Source organism: Candidatus Avedoeria danica (assembly GCA_016703025.1).
GTDB lineage: Bacteria > Chloroflexota > Anaerolineae > Epilineales > Epilineaceae > Avedoeria > Avedoeria danica.
On record JADJCV010000001.1, the window covers coordinates 278,455 to 296,813 of the forward strand.

13 protein-coding genes are annotated in these 18,359 nt (G+C 73.3%); 9 read left to right on the plus strand and 4 right to left on the minus strand.

Features of this window, described 5'->3' with window-relative positions; genetic code table 11:
- The first annotated feature begins 136 nt into the window (after nucleotides 1-136).
- Nucleotides 137-1,000: an NAD(P)-dependent oxidoreductase gene (locus IPG72_01090; protein ID MBK6767635.1), complete on the plus strand. Its 864-nt coding sequence runs from the start codon at nucleotides 137-139 to the stop codon at nucleotides 998-1,000.
- A gap of 2 nt (nucleotides 1,001-1,002) precedes the next feature.
- Here the strand turns inward: IPG72_01090 and IPG72_01095 are convergent, their stop codons facing one another.
- Nucleotides 1,003-3,063 (minus strand): glycosyltransferase, encoded by a 2,061-nt coding sequence (locus tag IPG72_01095; protein ID MBK6767636.1) that lies wholly within the window; start codon nucleotides 3,061-3,063, stop codon nucleotides 1,003-1,005.
- A gap of 51 nt (nucleotides 3,064-3,114) precedes the next feature.
- On the minus strand, nucleotides 3,115-4,032 hold the full coding sequence (locus IPG72_01100; protein ID MBK6767637.1) for a glycosyltransferase family 2 protein: 918 nt from the start codon (nucleotides 4,030-4,032) through the stop codon (nucleotides 3,115-3,117).
- 162 nt (nucleotides 4,033-4,194) lie between these two features.
- Between IPG72_01100 and IPG72_01105 the strand changes: the two genes are divergently transcribed.
- Nucleotides 4,195-4,509, plus strand: a complete 315-nt coding sequence (locus tag IPG72_01105; protein ID MBK6767638.1) for a hypothetical protein — start codon at nucleotides 4,195-4,197, stop codon at nucleotides 4,507-4,509.
- Between the two features lie 72 nt (nucleotides 4,510-4,581).
- On the opposite strand, the gene IPG72_01110 is transcribed toward IPG72_01105, so the two are convergent.
- Nucleotides 4,582-7,545 carry a lamin tail domain-containing protein gene (locus tag IPG72_01110; protein ID MBK6767639.1) on the minus strand — a complete coding sequence of 988 codons (2,964 nt, stop codon included), beginning with the start codon at nucleotides 7,543-7,545 and terminating at the stop codon, nucleotides 4,582-4,584.
- A gap of 400 nt (nucleotides 7,546-7,945) precedes the next feature.
- Between IPG72_01110 and IPG72_01115 the strand changes: the two genes are divergently transcribed.
- The 6 genes from IPG72_01115 to IPG72_01140 all read left to right on the plus strand — a co-directional run bounded on the left by IPG72_01115 (nucleotide 7,946) and on the right by IPG72_01140 (nucleotide 15,823).
- Nucleotides 7,946-8,428 (plus strand): hypothetical protein, encoded by a 483-nt coding sequence (locus tag IPG72_01115; GenBank protein ID MBK6767640.1) that lies wholly within the window; start codon nucleotides 7,946-7,948, stop codon nucleotides 8,426-8,428.
- Nucleotides 8,429-8,606: 178 nt separating this feature from the next.
- Complete coding sequence (locus tag IPG72_01120) at nucleotides 8,607-9,914, plus strand: hypothetical protein (protein MBK6767641.1); 1,308 nt, start codon at nucleotides 8,607-8,609, stop codon at nucleotides 9,912-9,914.
- Nucleotides 9,911-11,038, plus strand: coding sequence for a hypothetical protein (locus IPG72_01125; GenBank protein MBK6767642.1), 1,128 nt, complete (start codon nucleotides 9,911-9,913; stop codon nucleotides 11,036-11,038). Before IPG72_01120 ends, IPG72_01125 begins: the two co-directional genes overlap by 4 nt.
- On the plus strand, nucleotides 11,035-11,910 hold the full coding sequence (locus IPG72_01130) for an inositol monophosphatase (GenBank protein ID MBK6767643.1): 876 nt from the start codon (nucleotides 11,035-11,037) through the stop codon (nucleotides 11,908-11,910). The genes IPG72_01125 and IPG72_01130 overlap by 4 nt, the downstream gene beginning before the upstream one ends.
- Nucleotides 11,907-12,707: a class I SAM-dependent methyltransferase gene (locus IPG72_01135; protein MBK6767644.1), complete on the plus strand. Its 801-nt coding sequence runs from the start codon at nucleotides 11,907-11,909 to the stop codon at nucleotides 12,705-12,707. The genes IPG72_01130 and IPG72_01135 overlap by 4 nt, the downstream gene beginning before the upstream one ends.
- A gap of 23 nt (nucleotides 12,708-12,730) precedes the next feature.
- Nucleotides 12,731-15,823: an O-antigen ligase family protein gene (locus IPG72_01140; GenBank protein MBK6767645.1), complete on the plus strand. Its 3,093-nt coding sequence runs from the start codon at nucleotides 12,731-12,733 to the stop codon at nucleotides 15,821-15,823.
- Here the strand turns inward: IPG72_01140 and IPG72_01145 are convergent.
- A complete protein-coding gene (locus tag IPG72_01145; GenBank protein ID MBK6767646.1) occupies nucleotides 15,801-17,504 on the minus strand; it encodes a carboxypeptidase regulatory-like domain-containing protein in 1,704 nt (567 codons plus the stop codon). The two genes, IPG72_01140 and IPG72_01145, sit on opposite strands and share 23 nt — an antisense overlap.
- Nucleotides 17,505-17,630: 126 nt before the next feature.
- Here IPG72_01145 and IPG72_01150 point away from each other — a divergent pair, with 126 nt between their 5' ends.
- Nucleotides 17,631-18,347 (plus strand): hypothetical protein, encoded by a 717-nt coding sequence (locus IPG72_01150; protein MBK6767647.1) that lies wholly within the window; start codon nucleotides 17,631-17,633, stop codon nucleotides 18,345-18,347.
- Nucleotides 18,348-18,359: the final 12 nt, after the last annotated feature.

Consider the following 18,359-nt stretch of genomic DNA (forward strand, 5'->3'; position numbering starts at 1 on the left):
AGTCCGGCCATGGTGTCCCGCTCGGCGACAGCGATATCGTGCGCTGCGTGCGCGAGGCCGGGAACCCGTGACGACGGATGCGCCGCCACGCCCGGACCTGACCGGCGTCCGCATCGGCTTTGTCGGGCTCGGTGTCATGGGCGCGCCGATGGCCGGCCACCTCCTCGACGCCGGCGCCGACCTGACCGTCCACACCCGCACCCCGCAGCGGGCCAAACCGCTCCTCGACGCCGGCGCGCGGTGGGTGTCCTCACCCGCCGAGGCCGCGCGCGACGCCGCATTCGTCGTGACGATCGTCGGCTTTCCCGAGGACGTCGAGGCCGTCTACTTCGGCCAACGAGGGACCGCGGCTGCGCCAGTGGGCACCGGCATCCTATCTGCCGCTGCGCCCGGCACCGTGCTCATCGACATGACGACGAGCCGTCCGGCACTCGCCCGCGACATCCACGCGGCCGCCGCCGCGCGCAGCCTCGCGTCGCTCGATGCGCCGGTCAGCGGCGGCGACGTCGGCGCGCGCGCCGCCACGCTGTCCATCATGGTCGGCGGCGACGCCGGCGCGTTCGAGCGTGCCCGCCCGATCCTGGCGGTCATGGGTCGCCTGGTGGTCCATCAAGGGGCCGCCGGATCCGGCCAGCTGACCAAGCTCTGCAACCAGATCGCGATCGCCGGAACGATGTTCGGTGCGCTGGAGGCGCTCCTGTTCGCGCGACGGATGGGGCTCGACCCGACGACCGTGTTGACGTCGATCGGGGCCGGCGCGGCGGCCAGCTGGACGTTGCTCAACCTCTACCCGCGCGCCGAGCGGGGCGACTTTGCGCCGGGCTTCGCCGCCCGCCACTTCCTCAAGGACCTCCGCATCGCCCTCGACGAAGCGAACGACGCAGCGCTCGACCTGCCCGGCCTGGCGCTCGCCGAACGGCTGTACGGTCGCATGGTCGAGGACGAAGGCCGCGGCGACTTCGGGACGCACGGACTCCTGCTCACCCTCATGCGGTCGTGATCTCAGCGCGCCTTCCGACCCACCGCGTCCCACCCGCTCCCCCGTGCCTCGCGCCGCCCGCGTTGACCCGCGCTGGCCGCCACGCGCGCGTCGATCGCGAACAACGCCTGCCAGACGATGTCGATCGCCCGCAGCCGCGCCAGGCGACGCACCGCCCAAGCGATCTGTGCCCGCATCGACGCTCGGGACTTGCGCCGCAGACCGCCGCCCGACTGGCCATCCGACTGGCCATCCGACTGCGCGCCCGGCTGCAAATTTGAGGGCTCGCCCGCCCGCCGCCGCAATACGGCGAGGGCCGGTCGCTGGACGAAGGCATCATACAGCCGCCCGAACGGGAATCCCCACCCGGTGAGCCGCTCGACACCGAGCCCGGCATCGCCAAGCAGCCGCTCCAACGCCGCCGCGTCGTACCGCCGCCGGTGCCCGGCCGCCCGGTCTGCCGTCCCGAATCGCGCCGCGCCGGCCGGAACCGTGATGGCCAACGCGCCGCCGCCCGTCAACACCCGAGCGATCTCGCGCGCCGCCGCGACGTCGTCCGCCACGTGCTCGAGCACCTCGCCACTGACCGCGCCCTGCACGGAGTCAGCGGCCAGCGGGATCGCGGCGGCATCGGCGACGAAGACGTGGGTTGGCGCGGCCGTGCTCCTCCGGGCACGGCCGCGCGCCGCGCGCGCGCGCTCGAGATCTGCGTCGAAGGCAAGCACCGTCCCGCCGAACGCCGCTCCCCCGAACCCGCTGTCGCCGCGCTCGTGCTCCCGCGCGCCGCCCAGGGCCAATGCGAGCGCCCCGTCGCCGCAGCCGACATCCAGGACAGCCGGCGGGCCATCCCACGCGCCGGCGAATGGTGGCGCACCGTCGATCAGCCCGGCCAGGTGCGCCGCGCGCCACCGCTGCCGCGGCCCGATGCCTCGCCGTTCCGCCCGATGCACGGCGACGGTCTCGGCCAGCGCCGCGCGGAGCACGCTGCCGAGGCGGTCCGCGCTGAAGCGTTGCTCCCATGTGGCGCGCCCGGCAACCGCCAGGCGCAGACGCTCGTCCGGCGCGGCCGCCAGGCGAGTCAGCGCCTGCGCCAAGGCCGCGGGATCGCCGCACGGCACGGCAATGACGTCCTCACCCGGCACCAAGCCTTCGCGCAGCGCTGGAGTGTCGCCCGTGACCACCGCGCGGCCGGCTGCCAACGCCGCATACACCTTGTACGGCACGACGCGCGCCGTCTTCGGCCGATCGGCGAACACGCCGAGGCAGACGTCGGCGCCGCTGATGTGCGCGCGGATCAAATCGTCCGGCGGCAGCCAGGCCGGGACGAAGCGGACACGCGCGAGCGCGAGGTCGCCCGCCAACCGCTCGGCCACCGCCTGCGTCTGGCCGACGCCGACGAACGTGAAGTCGATCGCCTGGCCGCGCAGCCGGTCGGCGGCTTGCAGCATCACCTCGACACCGTGCAGCGGGATGAACTGGCCGAAGTAAACCACCGAGAGCGGCTCCCCCGGGCGCGGCGCATATGCCGGCGTCGCGTCGTGGAAGATGCGCGGCGCGCCGACCGGGATCGTCAGCGTGCGTGCCGCATCGAGCCCGAGGTCCGTCGCCCAGGCGGCGGCGTGCGCAGCGGTGTCGACCACGACCTGATCGGCCAGAGCGAACAGTCTGCGCTCGATGCGCTCGTAAACGGGCAGCCGCCAGCCGCCCTTGGCCAATCCGCGATCGCGCACCGTCTCGCCGAGCGAAACGAGCGGATCGAAGACCAGCGGCGCCTCCAGCCGATCGGCCAGCCGGCGCGCCAGCGGGAGATCGACCAGGCCTGTGGCGCCGATCCAGACGACGTCCACCGCGGGCAGGTCGGCCGTCACGGCCGCCAGCGACCGCCACGCTCCGAACACGCGTCGGCTCACGCGGCCGAGCTGCCATGGACTGCCGCGCGCCGCAGCCACCTTGTCGGCCGTCCCGTCCCAAAGCGGTACGTGCCGCTCGATCACCTCGACGCCGGCGGATCGCAGCGCCTCGATGACGATCGCGTTGCGACCGTGAGGTGCGCGGTCGTACGTGCCGACGAACGCGACGCGCAACGGCCGGCTCAAAGCGTGCGGACCAACGCCATGCGACTCACCGCGCGTGGCTCAAAGCGACGTGCGCCGCACGATCAGGTCGGCCAAGAGACCGATGACCATCACCTGCAAGCCGGTCACGATGAGCGCCAGCGTCGTACCGGGCATCGGCGGCAGGCCCCACTCCGGATTGAAGCGCCAGATGATGTCGTAGAAGACGTACTTGCCCGTACCGCCGAGCAGGAGCGCCAGCCCAAGGGGCAGGAAGATCTTCAGCGGGTTGAAGTACATCACGGTTCGCACGCACAGCATGAGGTAGTTGTATGTGTCGCGCAGCGGATGGAACGTCGATCGCCCGACGCGCGGAAAGTAGTCGATGGGCAGCCATTGCACGGTGTAGGAAGCGGAAAGGAAAGCGATCGTGATCGTGCTCACCCACGAGTGCGTCGTCGGCAGGATCGGCAGATAGCGCATCGTCAGGTCGCGGCGCTGCAAGCGCAGGCCCGAGTTGAGGTCGGGGATGCGCGTGCCCGTCATGAACTCGGCCAGCTTGCGGATGAACCACTTGGCCGGCGTCCGGAGCAGCTTCATCGTGCCCGCCTCGACCCGGCGCGCGCCGATGACCATGTCGGCGCCGGCGTCGATCATCGCCATCATGGTCGGAATCTGGTCGACAGGGTACGTCCGGTCGGCGTCCGAGAACGCGACGATCCGCCCGTGCGCCTGCCGCACCCCGGTCGTGCGCGCCGCGCCGTTGCCACGGTTGTACGGGTGCTGGATCAACGTCACCCACGGCCGCGCGCGCGCGATCTCGGCCGTGCGGTCCCGCGACCCGTCGTCGACGACGAAGATCTCGTAGGCGTAGCGCGTGGCCGACATCGCGCGCTGCGTGTCGTCGAGGTCGTCGCCGAGGGCCGCCTCCTCGTTGTAGGCGGGGAAGATGATCGTCAGATCCATCGCTGTGCCGTCGTCCGGCCGAACGTCCGTCATGAACGGTGCTCCTCCATGCTGTCGCGCCTGCACGCGCCGCGCGCCAGGCTTTCGGCCAGGGGTTTGACCGACTGGGACACCGCGACTATACCTTAGGGTTGCTGTTTTCGGTCAGGGAAGCGCGGTTCGGCCTCCCCGATTCCTCAAGATGGTCAGGTGGTCATGTTCTTCAACTACCCCGACATTCCGTCCGGCGCCATGGCCGAGGATCGCCACATCGAGGCGAACAAGATCGGTGAGGGTCTGCAGCGCTCGTCGATCGAGCGCATCGAGACCCGCTTCGTCACGCTCCGCCTGCCGGACGGTCAGACGATCAAGGGTGACGTGGCGCAGAGCGGCTTCACGGTCTACTTCGGCGGATTCGACTGGGTCACCTATCCGACCCCGCCGCACGTCCTGCAGAAGTTCCCGCAGTTCATGCCGTTGCCGCAGCAGATGTATCGCAGCTCCGAGGACGACGACAGCCTGCTCGGCTAGTACGCCGCCACTGCAGAGTGTCCGGCCTTCGTACGCTGCCGGGCACTCCGGGCCTGTCCGGCTGGCGGCGTACTAGTCGCGCGGGATGGCTCGGCGCGCTGCGTCACTCGGATACCGCCGGAGCGCTCCCGATGGCCCGCTTGGTCGTGGACGGTGCAGCACGACGTCGTTCGACAGCGCAACCACGTTCGTCACCGCCGTGAGGTCGGCCGCGCTGCGCGGCAGCACGCGGTAGCCACCCTCCCACGGCGCCCGCGCCGCGGACTGCGCCGCGACGCCGACGACCGTCAGCCAGCGGCCCCGCGCCCAGCGTCGGCGCTCGATGCCGGCCGAGCGCAACAGGACGACCCGCGCCGGTCCGCTCCCGTCGTCCAGCGTGACGCTCGTGGCGCCGTAGCCGATCTGCCGCCCGTGCAGCCGTACAAGCCGCCCCTCGACGGCCTCGCCGACGTTCCCGGTGGCGATGTCCGACGGCGGCACAGGGCCGCCCACGCCGTCCCACCATGCGTCTTCCGGCCGGGCCAGCACGACCTGCCGCTCTCCGCGGTAATCCGCCAGGCGGCCGATCGCCGACACCGGCTCGCCGACGCCGAACGGCTTTAGGGCGCGGTCCGTGGGCGCCAAGTAGATCCGTATGCCCCCGCTCTCGTCGCCGAGGTAGAACGTCCGACCGGCCAGCACGTTCGGCGCCGCCGTCACGCGGCCGTGCACGACGACGCGTGTCCCGCGGCGCATCGCACGCAGCGCGGCCATCGTCGCCGGCTGCGCAATCGGCACCGCCGGCGCCCGCGCCGAGCCGCGCGGCCCGCTCGATCCATGCGCGCCCCGGTCGCTGCGCCGGTCCGCCGCACGACGCTCCCGGGCGAGATCGCCGGCATGCCGCTCGCCCGGTTCCATCGCGCGGTTGGGCTGGCCGGGCGTCACCGCCAAGGCGGACGACCACCCGCCCGCGCCATCCGCCGTCCGGCCCCATGACCGGTCATAGCCAGGTGTCGACGACCAGCTGAAGCTGTCCGCGACGGTGTCGTCCGGCCGGACGAGCTGCACGGTGTCGCCACCGTTGTCGAAGGCGATGCCGGAAGCCGCCCGGTGGACGACGAGGAACCCGTGCGGTTCGACGGCGTCGTTGCCGCCGAACCGGTACGCCCAGCCGCGGCTGCTCGCTCGGGCGTCCTGCAACCGCCAACCGGCGAGTCGGGCGCGGTACGGGGAGGCGTTGAACAGCTCGACCCATTCGTCGGTGTGCGCCGCCGTCCCGTCCGCGTCCCAGTCGACTTCGGACGGCGCGGGGAGAAGCTCGTTGAGGGTCAGTGCGGGCGGCCCGTCGTGCACGTTGCCGGCCCGGCCGGGGGACGGATCGGGCTGGGCGCGCCAATCCGTCGCGCTGTCCGAGTCGATGCCGCTCGGCAAGCGCTCGATCGTCAGGCCGGCACCGACGAGCGGCACGGACGGGTCGAACGCGTCGAGGTTGTCGCCGTAGCTGACGGCGTCCGCGACCCCGATCGTCGGTGACCTCAGCCGGACGACGTCGCCCATGTTGCCGAGCCCGCCGCCAATCCGCCCGTCGCCGACGAGGATGCGGGGTCCGGTGAAGTCCGGCGGCAGCTGCGCGACGGCCCCGGGACCGCCGATGATCGCGAAACCGCCGGGCGCGACCGTGACGGCCGGCAGCGGGTCCCAAGCGCCGCGATCGCCGATCGCCCATCCTCCGAGGCCGGCTGCGGCCGTGGAGCGGTTGTGGATCTCGACCCACTCTTCGGCAGCATCATTGCCGATGGTCTCGGGGTCGAACATCACCTCGCTGATGAGGAACGGGAGGTAGAGCGTCGCGGTGGCGGTCGCGGCGGGCGACGGTACGGCCGGCCCGCCCGGCACGGCGGTGCCGACGGGCGGAGCCACGGTCGCAGAGCCGTTGGCGGTCGCGCTCGGGCCGGGCACGCTCGTCGACGCGCCGGCCGTCGGTGAGACGGGGGTGGCCCGGACGCCGGTGTCGCCGTTGGTCTGGCCAGGCGATGGGTTGAGCCGATCCGTCCAACCGCCCGTTCCGTCCGGGTCGCGCGCCCAGCCGGCATCCGGAGCGCTGGCGCCGAAGTCGATGACGTCGGCCGGTGCACCATCGGGCTGGACGAGGCGGGCGCTGTCGCCGCCGTTGTTCAGCGACAAGCCGGTTTCGCGCTTGAAGAAGACACGGTGCCCGCGGGCCGGCACGACGGTGTCCTCGAGGATGCGGTGGGCGGCGGAGCCGCCGTCGGCGATGTCATCGAGCAGCCACCCACGCAGGTTTAGATCGTTGGTGCCGACGTTGACCACCTCCACCCACTCATCCTCTCCGTTCGCCGTCCCGTCGCCGTCCCAGTCAATGCCGTGCGGCGCGGCCAGCACCTCGTTCAGGCGCACGTCCGCATCCGCCGGCACCCCCGGCGCACCGGCCACCGTCGCCGTCGCTTGCGGCGACGCGTCGGTGGCCGGCGCTCCCGGCGAGGGTGTGGCCTGCACGACCCAGTCGGCGGCCACGTTGGAGTCCCTGCCCGCGGGCACCCGCTCCAGGCTGCTGCCTCCCGGCGCCGCCGGGGCCGGTGGATCGAACGCGCTGGTGTTGTCTCCCCAGCTGAGTGCGTCAATCACCGACCCGGCGCCGTCGGCCAGCTGCAGCCCGTCGCCGCTGTTGCCCAGACCATTGCCGATACGGGGCACGGTGACCCGCTCCCCCGGCGCGTCCGGATAGCGCTCGGCGAAGCGCGCGCCGGCGACGACAGCGTAGCCGCCGGGCGCGATCGTGATCTCAGGCAGCACGGTCATGGCACGGGCGTCCGACAGGCGCCAGCCCCCCAGCGCGACCCCTACCGGCCCCGGGTTGAAGAGCTCGACCCACTCGAAGTCGGTCTCGATCCCCGACGCCACCGGGTTCGCCTGCACCTCGTTGATAACGATCGACCCTTGCGCCGACCGCATCGAACGTGCCGCCAAACCCTGTGGTGTCGAAACGAGCCAAATCGAAAGGCCGATCCCAAGCCCGAGCGTGCGCAACCGTTCCATCGCCTTGCCTCCTGATCTTCGTCGAGGCGCCGCCGGCTGCGAGAGGGAGGATGCCTTCGATTCCCATCGCAACAGCCAGACAACCGCGTGGACAGCAGCGTACGGCGCGCGGCGCCCCGCCGGAAGGGCGGCACGGACAGCATCGCGACAAGGTGCGCGACAAGGTGCGCGACAAGGTGCGCGACAAGGTGCGCGACACCCACGACACCCACCGCGACAGCGTCCTGACAGGCCGGCGACAGCGCGGTCAGCGTGGCGTCAGCACGGCGGCGGGTGGCGGCGAGCTTGCGGGCCGGCCTGCGACCGCCGGGCGTCAAGCGGTCACCGACAGGGGCGGGTATCCTTACAACCAGATGTGCGGGCTACGGACTGTTCCGCACCAACCTGAGGAGAACGAACGATGCGCCGCATGTGGATGACCGCCTTCCTGACCGCCGCCGCCTTCGCCGCCCACACGACCGCCGCCCATGCAGACGCCAGCCTGCGCGAGTACAAGGAAGCCATGCGGCCGTTCACACCGGTCATCGCCGCTTGGACCGCCGAGGCCCAGTCGTTCGGCGATGCCGCGCTGACGAAGCCCGAGCTCGTGTGCAAGCCCGAAATCGCTGAGATGGCCCGCCGTGGCGGCTCGATCGCCGACGACGTTGCCGGCACCGCCGCCCCCGATGCGCTCGCGATGGCGCACGTCGATCTCGCCAACGCGTTCGTCGAGATGTCCTATGCGCTCGACCATGCCTGCGGCGCCGCCGACCCGCTCGCCCGCACGCTCGCTCCGTCCGTCGTAAAGGCGCAGCGCGCGCTCGGCGCCATCCGCCGCTTCGTGGACGAGGGCATCGCGCCGATCGAGTTGCCCTCCCCGGGGCCCGCGCACGAGTCCAACTGATCTGCTGAATGACCCCTCGCGCCGCTGACGATCGGCGCGAAGGAACCGACAGTCCGGACCCAACGAAGGGGGCGTGCACCACGCCCCCTTCGTCGCGTGTCCCACCGGCATGACGGTTGCTGTAGGATTCATCTCGTTCGCAACCCGTTGCGAGCGGTCCGCTACCCCTGGAAGCCCAATGCCCTCCAACACGTGGAAAGCCGCCCTCATCGCAGGCTCGGTGCTGGCGACCCTTGGCCGTCCGGCCCTCGCTCAGCCCATCGCACCGCCCGTCGGCACGCCGCTCGCCGGCGACGGCACACCCACGGCTCTGCCCGGCGAGCCGATCGCGATCGGCGCCGCCGTGCCGCTCGGCCTGGTCGTGCCGGACAGCGAGGTGGTGTACGGCCCGACGCTCTACGGCTTCGACACCGCGGAGGTCGTGGCCGAGGCGGGTGGCTACCTGGCCGGTTACAGCGAGCAGGTGGGCGGCGAGATCCTCACCGGTGCCGCCATCGTCGAGCGCGTGGCCAACGCCTACAGCGTCGGGCCGCGGGTGTTGCTGACGCTCATCGAACAGCGCAGCGGCTGGCTGCGCGCGCCGAGCCCGGCGGAGCGCACATATCCCCTCGGCGGCGCCGTGCCCGGGCTCTACAACGGGCTGCTCGAGGCCGCCGATGCGCTGAACGCCGGCTACTACGGCCGGCGCTTCGAGAGCCGCGACACGCTGCTGCTCAAGGATGGCCAGACGGTGCGCGTCGGGTCCGAAGTGAACGCGGGCAGCTTCGCCGTCCTCGGCGTGCTGTCGTCCGACGTCGCCGCCGCCGACTGGCCGGGGCTGGCCGCGCCGAGCCGGTTCTGGACGACATGGACGATGCTGTTCGGTGACGAGCCGCTCTACTTCAACAACACCCCGGTCCAAGCGGACGAGATGCCGCTGTTCCCGCTCCGCCTGCCGTTTGCCGACGGCTCGGTGTGGTACTTCGTCCAGGGCCCGGCCAGCCCGCGCGGCCGGGGCGGTCCGCGGGCCGCCGTGGCGTTCGCGCCGCCGCCGAGCGGCCCGGCCGGCTGCACGCCGTCCGCGGAGTGGGTCGTGGCGGCCGCCGACGGCACGGTGACGCACAGCGACGGCATGAGCGTCGTCATCGCCGGCGCCGTCGGCGGCTTCGCCGGCGTCGGTTGGAGCGTGACGTACCACCACTTGGCGCCGCAGGAGCGCGTCGTCGCCGGCACGAACGTCGATGCCGGCGAACCGATCGGCCACCCATCGTGCGACGATGGGGCGGACTCGATGACGCGCGTGTCGCTGGCGCGGCGATTCAACGGTGAATGGGTGCCGTCCGACCTGCCCGCCGCCCCGCTGCAGTTGGACGGCTGGGCTGCGTTGCCCGGCGAGCAGCCCGGTGACGGCACGCTCATCCGCTCCGACGCCGCCGCACGGCAGGCCGTCATGCAGAAGGTCGACGCCCAGAACGGGATCGTCGCCGGACTGGGCGGCCGGCCGTGATCCTGCAGTACTGGCAGCGTTTCCGCCGCGTCTGGCTGGGCATCTTCGCCCTGTTGGCGATGCTCGGGGTCGGGATCAGCCTGCTCAACCAAGGTGCGTTCGAGGTCTTCAACCCGACGTGCGACGCGCGCCCGAGCTACGATCCGGGCGTCGACCCGACGGTGCAGGCCAAGCTGAACTACCTGTATGACAACGGCCTGCTCTACTGCGCCGAACCGAAAGTGCCGTTCCGTGGGCTGCGCGGTCCGATCTATTGGGGCAGCGACGGGATGTCGGCGCTGCTGTTCTTCCAGGCGGACAGCTTGGCCGGCGTCGGCATCGTCACCTACCTCTACAACAATACGTACCGCGTCGGGCCGCCCGGCGACAGCCCGCCCTATTCCTACGGCGAGCTGCGCGCCGGCCGGCCCGCCCTCGTCAACCAGGGGCCGGACGACGCGACAACCTACTTCTACCGCCGCGACGGTGCGCCGCTGGACAGTGATGCCGTCGTGAACATCTCGATCGACGGGCCGGCGCAGCCGCGCACGTCGGCCCCGGTCGGCGGCCGAAGCGTCTGGCGCGACGTCGACCGGATCATCGCCACGCTCCGCGGCACGAGCCCGACGACACTGAACACCGGCACGGCGCGCGCGACCGTGGCGCTCACCTTCCTGAGCGAGCGTTGGCGCAGCGGCGTCCGGCGCGCCGGAGCCGAGCCGTTCATCGACGAGGACAGCACGCCGGACCTCCTCCGGCTGCGCGATGCCCAGCTGGAAGGGACGCTGCCCGCAGAGCCTTTCGTGTTCCAGCGCTCCAGCGGCGCCTTCGGCCAGAGCCTCTGGGCGGCCAACGTCGTCACGGCGACGGTTCCGGCGCTCGTCCTCGTGCCACTCGACGCGCCAAGCGGAGCGGCCGACACGCCAAGCGGAGCGGCCGGCGCCGGCAACGCCGCAGGCACCGTCCGCCCGATCAGCACGAGCGTCTGGCAATCCGCCGCGATGCTCGTGCCGCTGGCGGTCTTCGCGTTCGACCCGCTGCCCGTCCCGGCCGGCACGCCGCTCGAGGCCCGCTACTGGGCCGACGGCACGCGCCTCGGCGACGGCACGCCGCCCGACCACGTCTGGTCGGTCACGTTCCCGTGAGCGCAACACCCTCTGAGTTGCGCCTGGCGGCCGAGGCGATCGCCCGGCAGGCGGGCGCGATCGTCCGGACGTTCTACGAGCAGGGCTTCGCGATCGACCACAAGGGCGATGTCGGCAACGTCGTGACGGACGCGGATCGGGCCAGCGAAGTGCACATCGTGGCGGCGCTTCGGGCGCGCTTTCCGGCGCACGCGATCGTGGCCGAGGAAGGCGGCGGCGTCCAGGGCGGGAATGGTCGGGACGGCGGCGACGGTGGGGGGGAGGACGGACCGACGATCACGTGGCTCGTCGACCCGTTGGACGGCACGAACAACTTTGCCCATGGCTTCCCGGTCTTCGCCGTGACGCTCGCGGCGGTCGTCGCCGGCCAAGTGCTGGCCGGCGCGACGTACGATCCGCTGCGCGACGAGATGTACAGTGCCCACCGCGGCGGCGGCGCCACGCTGAACGGGCGCCCGCTGGCGGTGTCCGGCACGCGCCAACTTGCCGCGGCGCTCGTCGGTACGGGCTTCGCGTACGACAAGTCGACGACCGTCGACAACAACCTGGCCGAGGTCGTCACGCTGGTGCCGCTCGTACGCGGCTTGCGTCGCGCCGGCGCGTGCGCGCTCGACTTGGCGTGGGTGGCGGCCGGGCGGCTGGACGCGTTCTGGGAGCGCGGCCCGCAGGCCTGGGACATGGCGGCCGGGGTACTGCTCGTGACCGAGGCCGGTGGGCGCGTGACCGGCCACCACGGGGAGCCGCTCGACCTCGACGGCGGCCGCATCGTGGCCACGAACGCGCACCTCCATCCGGTCGTCCTCGAGCGACTGGCCGAGGCGCGCACCCTGATCGGACGCCTGCCGCAGCCGGCAACGGCCGTGGCCGTATGACCGCCGCCGCCGGCTTCCTGTCCGTCCTGACGCACGCCGGCATCGCGCACGATCATCGGGCGGGCGGCGCCGAGTCGCCGCACCCTGCGACGCTCCCGCCCCATCGTCTGATCGTCGCCGACGACCCGGCGGCGTTCGCGCACGTCACCGGCGCCACGAGCGTCGTCGTCCCGCTCGGGGCGGCCGCCGGCGCGCCGCGGTTCGCGGTGGCGATGGCGGGCGAGGTGCCGAGCGCGGTGTTGGCCGAAGTGGCGGCGATCGAGGCGCGGAGCGCGCGCGATCGGCCGCTGGCGCCGGTCAGCGCCGATGTCGGGCGGCTGCTCCACCTCATGTGCCGCGCCCGCCGCGCCCGCAGCGTCCTCGATATCGGTGCCGGCGCCGGCACCGCCACCCTCTGGATGGCGGCCGGCGTTCGCCAGCCGGGCGGACGCGTCGTGGCGATCGAAAAGGACTCGGCGCGGCGCTCGCTGGCAGTGGCCGCCGTGGCGCGGGCCGGCATGAAGGACTTCGTCGACATCCGGATGGGCGACGCGGACCGGCTGCTCGATCGTCTCCCCGGCAAGTTCGACATCGTCCTGCTGGACGAGACCGCCGAAGCGCGCGAGGGGCATCTGCTGGCGCTGTTCGAAGGCGCGTTCCTGTCGCCCCGGTCGCTCCTCTTCTCGCACGGCGGCCTGGCCGAGCCCGTCGCCCTGGCGCGAACGCACGCCCACCTGCAGGTGCTGCCCGAGATCGTCGCCACGACGTCGCTCGGCATCGGCGCCGGGCTGTTCGTGGCGGTCACCGCCCCCGCCTGATCCTGCCGCGAGGCCGGCCCCCGTTGTCCCGCGCGCGCGCCGTCGTCGAGTCGATCGCCTTGTCCGCCGTGCTCGTGCTGCCGTGGTACGTGGCGGTCTTCACCGAGCGCGTGTTCGAAGCTGAGAAGATGGCGGCGCTGCGGGCGCTCGCCCTGCCGGCGGCCGCTGTTTGTGTCGCTTACGGCGCGTCGCCCGACCGGCGGGCGCGGCTCGCTGCGCTCTGGCGCACGATGCCCGCGGCGGCGCGGTGCCTGGCGGCGGCCGCGGCCCTGTTCTGGCTGGCGGAGGGGGTGACGACGCTCACGTCGCGCGCACCGCACGTCAGCGTGCTCGGGAGCTACGACCGCGGCTTCGGCTGGCTGTCGACGACGGCGCTCGCCGTGGTGGCCGCCGGTGCGGCCGGCATCGCGGCGCGGCCGGGCGGCGCGGAGCGGCTGGCTGCGTTCATCGGCGCCTCGATCCTGCCGCCGGCTCTGTACGGCATCGGCCAGCGCTTCGGCGCCGACCCGCTGCCGTGGTTCGGCGACGTCGTGACGCGCGTTTCGGGCTCCGCCGGCGCCAGCGTCATGCTTGGGGCGCATATCGCCCTGGCGCTGCCGTTCGCGGTTTGGGCGACGGCGACGGCGTACCGGGCGGCGGCCGTCGACCAGGCGCGGCGAACGGTTCGCACCGCGGATCGCCCCTCGATTCGCACCGCGGCCCAGCGCCGGCTGGCCGCTTGGCTGCTCGTCGACGCGGCGGCCGTCGTCGCGCTCGTCCTCTCGGGCAGCCGCGGTCCTGCCCTGGCGGTCGCGGGCGCCGTCGGCATCACGGTCCTCGTCGCGGCGGCCCGCGCCGGGCGCAGTCGCCTGGCCGTTGGCGTCGTCGCGCTCGCGATCGTCGCCCTTGCCGCCATCGGCGCGCTGAACCGCTGGCCGGCCGCGTTCGGCCCGATCGCCCAGCTGCCGCTCGTCGACCGGCTGGCGTTCGCCCTCGACCCGGACAGGAGCACGACGCGCGTTCGGCTCCGGCTGTGGGAGGGCTCGGTTGCGGCGATCGGCGATCTGGAAGCGCGAGCGCTCGTCGGCACCGGCCCGGAGACGATGCCGCTCATGTGGGCGGCCCACTACCCGAGCATCCTGGCGTACGACGAGCCGCGCGGCTGGGTTCCCGACCGCGCCCACAACCTCTGGCTGGACCGCATCCTCACGACAGGCGCCCTCGGCGCGCTGGCGCTGCTGGCGCTGATCGTCGCCGCCCTCGTCGCCGCCCTCGACGGCCTCGGCCTCATCGCCGGCCGGCGCGGCGCGGCGGCGGCGGTCGCGACGTGGCTCGCGGCGGCGGTGGGCGCCACGGTCGTCGCGCGCGTCGCTGACGATGGCTGGCGGCTCGCCGCGCCGGCGTTCGGGCTCGGGCTCGTCGCCGGGCTGGCGATTTGGCTCGCGTTTGCGGCGATCCGACGCCCGCACTTGATCGACCCGTCACACACCCTCCCCACCTCTCCCACCTCCCCCACCTCCCCCAGAGTTGGGGGCGGGGCCCCCCTCGGCCTACCCATCGCCGCCCTCGCGACGCTGACCGCTTTCGTCATCGAGACGCAGGTTGGGTTCGTCGTGACGCCGACCGCGATCGTGCTCTGGCTGACGCTGGGGGCGCTGATTGGCGCGGCGTTGGGTGGGGGGCAGGCGGAACGGGAGGAAGACGCGCCAACGTTCGGCGACGGTATGTTTGCCGCGGCGCTGGTCGCCGTCACCGGCCTGTTCGACTTCGGCCGCAGCGGCCTCGTCGGGTCGGGCGCGTTGGGCGCGCTCGTGCTCGTCGTCGGGGCCAGCGCCGGCGTCGGCGTGGCGATCGGCGGTGGGCAGCCGGTGGATCGTCGATTCGTGCGCGGGGACGCGGTGCGCGTCGGCGTCGTGATCGGCGCCGCGGCGGTCGCGCACTGGCTGGCGCTGCGGCTCGGCACGAACGGGCCGTCCGATGCGGTGCCGGCCGCGGCGGCGACGGTGGGCGTCTGGGCGGCGGCGATCGGCGTGCTGATCGCGCTGCGGGCGGGCGCACGCGTCGACGTTCGGCGGCACATGGCGCGCGCGGCCGCCGTCGTCCTTGCCGTCGCGGCGACGACCGCCCTCGTCCTGTCGACGACGGTGGCGGATGCGGCGTACAAGGAAGGGCGTGCGGCGTGGGAGGCGGGCGTGCCGGCGTGGCGCGCGCGAGGGGACGTCGGGCGGGCGGAGGCGCTGCTGGATGGGGCCGTGGAACGCTACCGGCTGGCGGCACGGCTGTCGCCCTTCGAGCCGCGCTATCGGCTGGCGCTCGGGATGGCGGAGGACGTGCGGGGGGATCTGCTGACCGAGGTGTTGACGGGCGAGCTCGAGCGGACGGGTCGGGCGGATGCGACGGACGAATACGCCGATGTGAATGGAGGCGGTGCCGGCGACAAGGTCGCGGACCTCGCCGACCTCGCGGAGCGCCGCGATGCGGCGTTCGACCGCGCCATGGCCGCCTTCGCGACGGCCCAACGGCTGTCGCCCGGCGACCCGGTCGCCGTGCTCGCGAAGGCCCGCGGCCTGCGCGTGTGGGGCGACCTGACGCGCGAACGGACGCGCCGCGCCGTACGACTGGCGTCGGCGCGGGCGGCGTACGCGGCGGTGCGGTCGCTGGCTCCGAACTGGCCGGAGGTGCTGAGCGAAGCGGCGGCGGTCGAGCTCCTGGACGGCGACGTCAAGGCGGCCCGCACGCTGGCCGAGCGGGCGCTGGCGCTGGACGGCTTCTACTACCAGGGCTGGAAGACGGTCGCCCAGGCCCGGTTGGCCGACGCGGACCCGGCCGGTGCGGCCGACGCATGGGCGCGCTACTTCGACGACCCGCGCAACGCCGGCGACGTGGCCGCGCTGCGCGCGCGCGCGGCGGCGCAGCTGCAGGCGGGCGACGCGGCCGGCGCGCTCGACACCGCGCAGGCCGTCGTGCGGCTGGCGCCCGACGACGCGCGGGCGTGGGCCGACCTGGCCGTGCTGCGCGACCGCACGGGCGACCGGCGCGGGGCGGTCGAGGCGGCGGAGCGAGCGGCGGGGCTCAGCCCGGCGGATGCCGGGATTCGGCGGTTGTTGGACGGCCTCAGCGCGCCGGAACGCCCCTGAACGACGACGGCAGGTAGATCTTGCCGCCCACCGGCGGCGGCGCGTCCGTCGGGGTCACAAGGATTGCGAGGGCGAAGTCCCGGACGGGCTGTGCGGCCAGCTGGGCGGCGGTCACGGCGAACGATTGCGGCGAGTAGCCGACGGCCGAGACCGAGATCCGATCGATCATCGGCACGTACTGCGCCGGCACGAGGAGGCTGTAGCGCCCGTCGGCGCCGGTGACGGCCGAGAACGGCTGGCGCGGCACGGACAGGCCGACGGCCACCGTCGCACCCGGCACCGGGCTGCCGTCGGCGGCGATCGTGACGCGGCCCGTGACGGTCAGGTCGGCGGGCACGGGTGTCCCGTCGGGTGTATTCGTCGCCCCCGGCTCAGGCGTGTCCGTCTGCGCCGGTTCGGGCGTGCCCGTCAAGGTCGCCGTGCGGGTCGGGGCGGCGGTCGCACCGGTCGTCGGGGTGGCCGTCGCGACGGGCGCGCCGCCCGTGCAGAGCAGCCCCCAAGCCTCGCGCTTGGACGAGCCGTTGGACTCGCCGCCGTAGAACACGGCCATGTCGCCGGCCTCGGTGTCGCTCGCGGCGCCGGCCAGGTAGGCGAGGCCGAGCGGTGCCGTGCCGGTCGGGGTGACCGGCTTCCACGCCGGCGGATCGACGGAGAGATCGAGCACGGCCATGTCGTCGAGGGCGTCGCTGCCGTTGCGCGAACCGCCGTAGATCACCATCCAGCGCAGGGCGGGCAGGTAGACGGCGGCGTGGTCGAAGCGGCGGCCCGGCACGCGGCCGGTGGGCGTGACGGACTGCCACTTGGCGCCGTTCCAGTCGGACGAGAGGTCGAGCGACCAGACGTCGTTGCGGCCGGTCTTGTAGTCCGTCGTGCCGCCGAAGACGATCATCCGCTTGCCGGCCGCGTCGTAGACGGCCGAGTGCCCGAAGCGAGCGATCGGCGAGCCGGGCAGGTCGGTGCTCGTCCATGTCATGGGCGACGCGCCGAGGTGCAGCACGTTCAGCATCTTGATGGAAGTGCGCGTCTCGGTGCCGGTCCGGCCGCCGAACAGGACCATCGCATCGCCTTCCGGCCAGTAGACCGCCGAAGCGTCCGTCAGCGGACCGACGTCCGTTGGCAGCGCGACCCACGTGCCCATGCTCCCGTTGAGCGTGAGCACCGCGCCGTTCTTCACGACGCCCTGCGGCGCGAGCGTCTCCAGCCGCCCGTCCGGGCGGCCGCCGGCGGTGAGCGGTGAGCGCCACGTGAACGTGCCGCCGCCCGAGAGGCTGTCGATCCCGCCGTACGTGACGACCTGGGCCCCGCTCTCCGCGCGGCGGGTGACGGCCATGTGCTCGCCCCGCTTGCCCGGCGATGCGCCCGAAGCCGTCACGGTCTCCCACAAGCCGTCGGGGCTGGTGATCGAGAGGTCGAGCAGCGCGACGTCGTCCTTGACCTCGCCGTTGCCGCGGTCGTTGCGGATCCCGCCGTAGGTGAGGACGCCGCGGCCGGGCACCGGGACGAGGACGTGGTTGCTGATCTCGTCGCCCCGCGAGAGGCGCTGCCATTCGCACGTGGCGCCCTGCGCCAGTGGTGCGGCCGTCGTCCGAAGGGCGCCCTGCGCCGCGGCGACGACGCCGAGGAGCGCTGCCAACACGACCAGTCCGACGCCCGATGCGCGACGATCGTCGGTGCGGAACATGGCACGCTCCCTTGCTGGGCCCGGCTCGCGGATCGGCGAGAAGGATCGACGAGATAGTATATCCTCCGCGTCATGGGCTGTAAACCGCTTCTTGGACGCCTTCCCGCTCTTCTTCGGCTTCGGCGCGTGCCGCTTCGGCGCGTTCCATGGCCCGCCCTCATCGCCAGCGCTGCCGTCCTCGCCGCTGCCGCCGTCGCGCTGCGCGCCTTCGCCGCCCACGATCCGCTGCGGCGCAGCTGGCGGGCGATCGAGGGGCAGCCCTACACCGTGCGGGGCGAGTCGCGCGTCGAGCACGGCGCGGTCACGACGCGCTTCCGCGTCGCCGGCACGGGGGACGGGACCGGGCGGCTTGCGCTCGACATCGCGCCGTTGGGCGGTGAGACCGCCGCGGATCGCACGACAGGAGCTGCCGGGGCGACGGCCCTCGCCGCGATGACCGCGACGTACACGGTCGACGGCCCCTCCGTCGTCGCCTCCGACGGCGTCACGATCCCGCTCCGGGCGCTCGGCGCGCGCCTGCCCGTCGGCGATCCGCTCGTCCTGCTGGCCACCGCCCACGCCCCGCGCGGCGGCGCGCTCGAGCCGATCGGCGACGGGCTCTGCCGGCGGGTCGACTTCGTCGTGGGCGCGCGGGCGTACGGGACGTGGTGGGAGGCGCACCCGGCCTACCTGCCGGTGAACGCGAACGCGGGCGGGCTCTGGACGTTCGAGGGCGAGGGGACGGCCTGGATCGACCCCGACACGGAGCGGCCGTGCCGGATCGAAGCGCGGGTGCGGCTGCCGCGGCTCGTCGATGATTCGGCGGGGCGGGGGTGGGTGGCGTGGACGTACGATTGGGGCTGAAAGGGGCTCTTC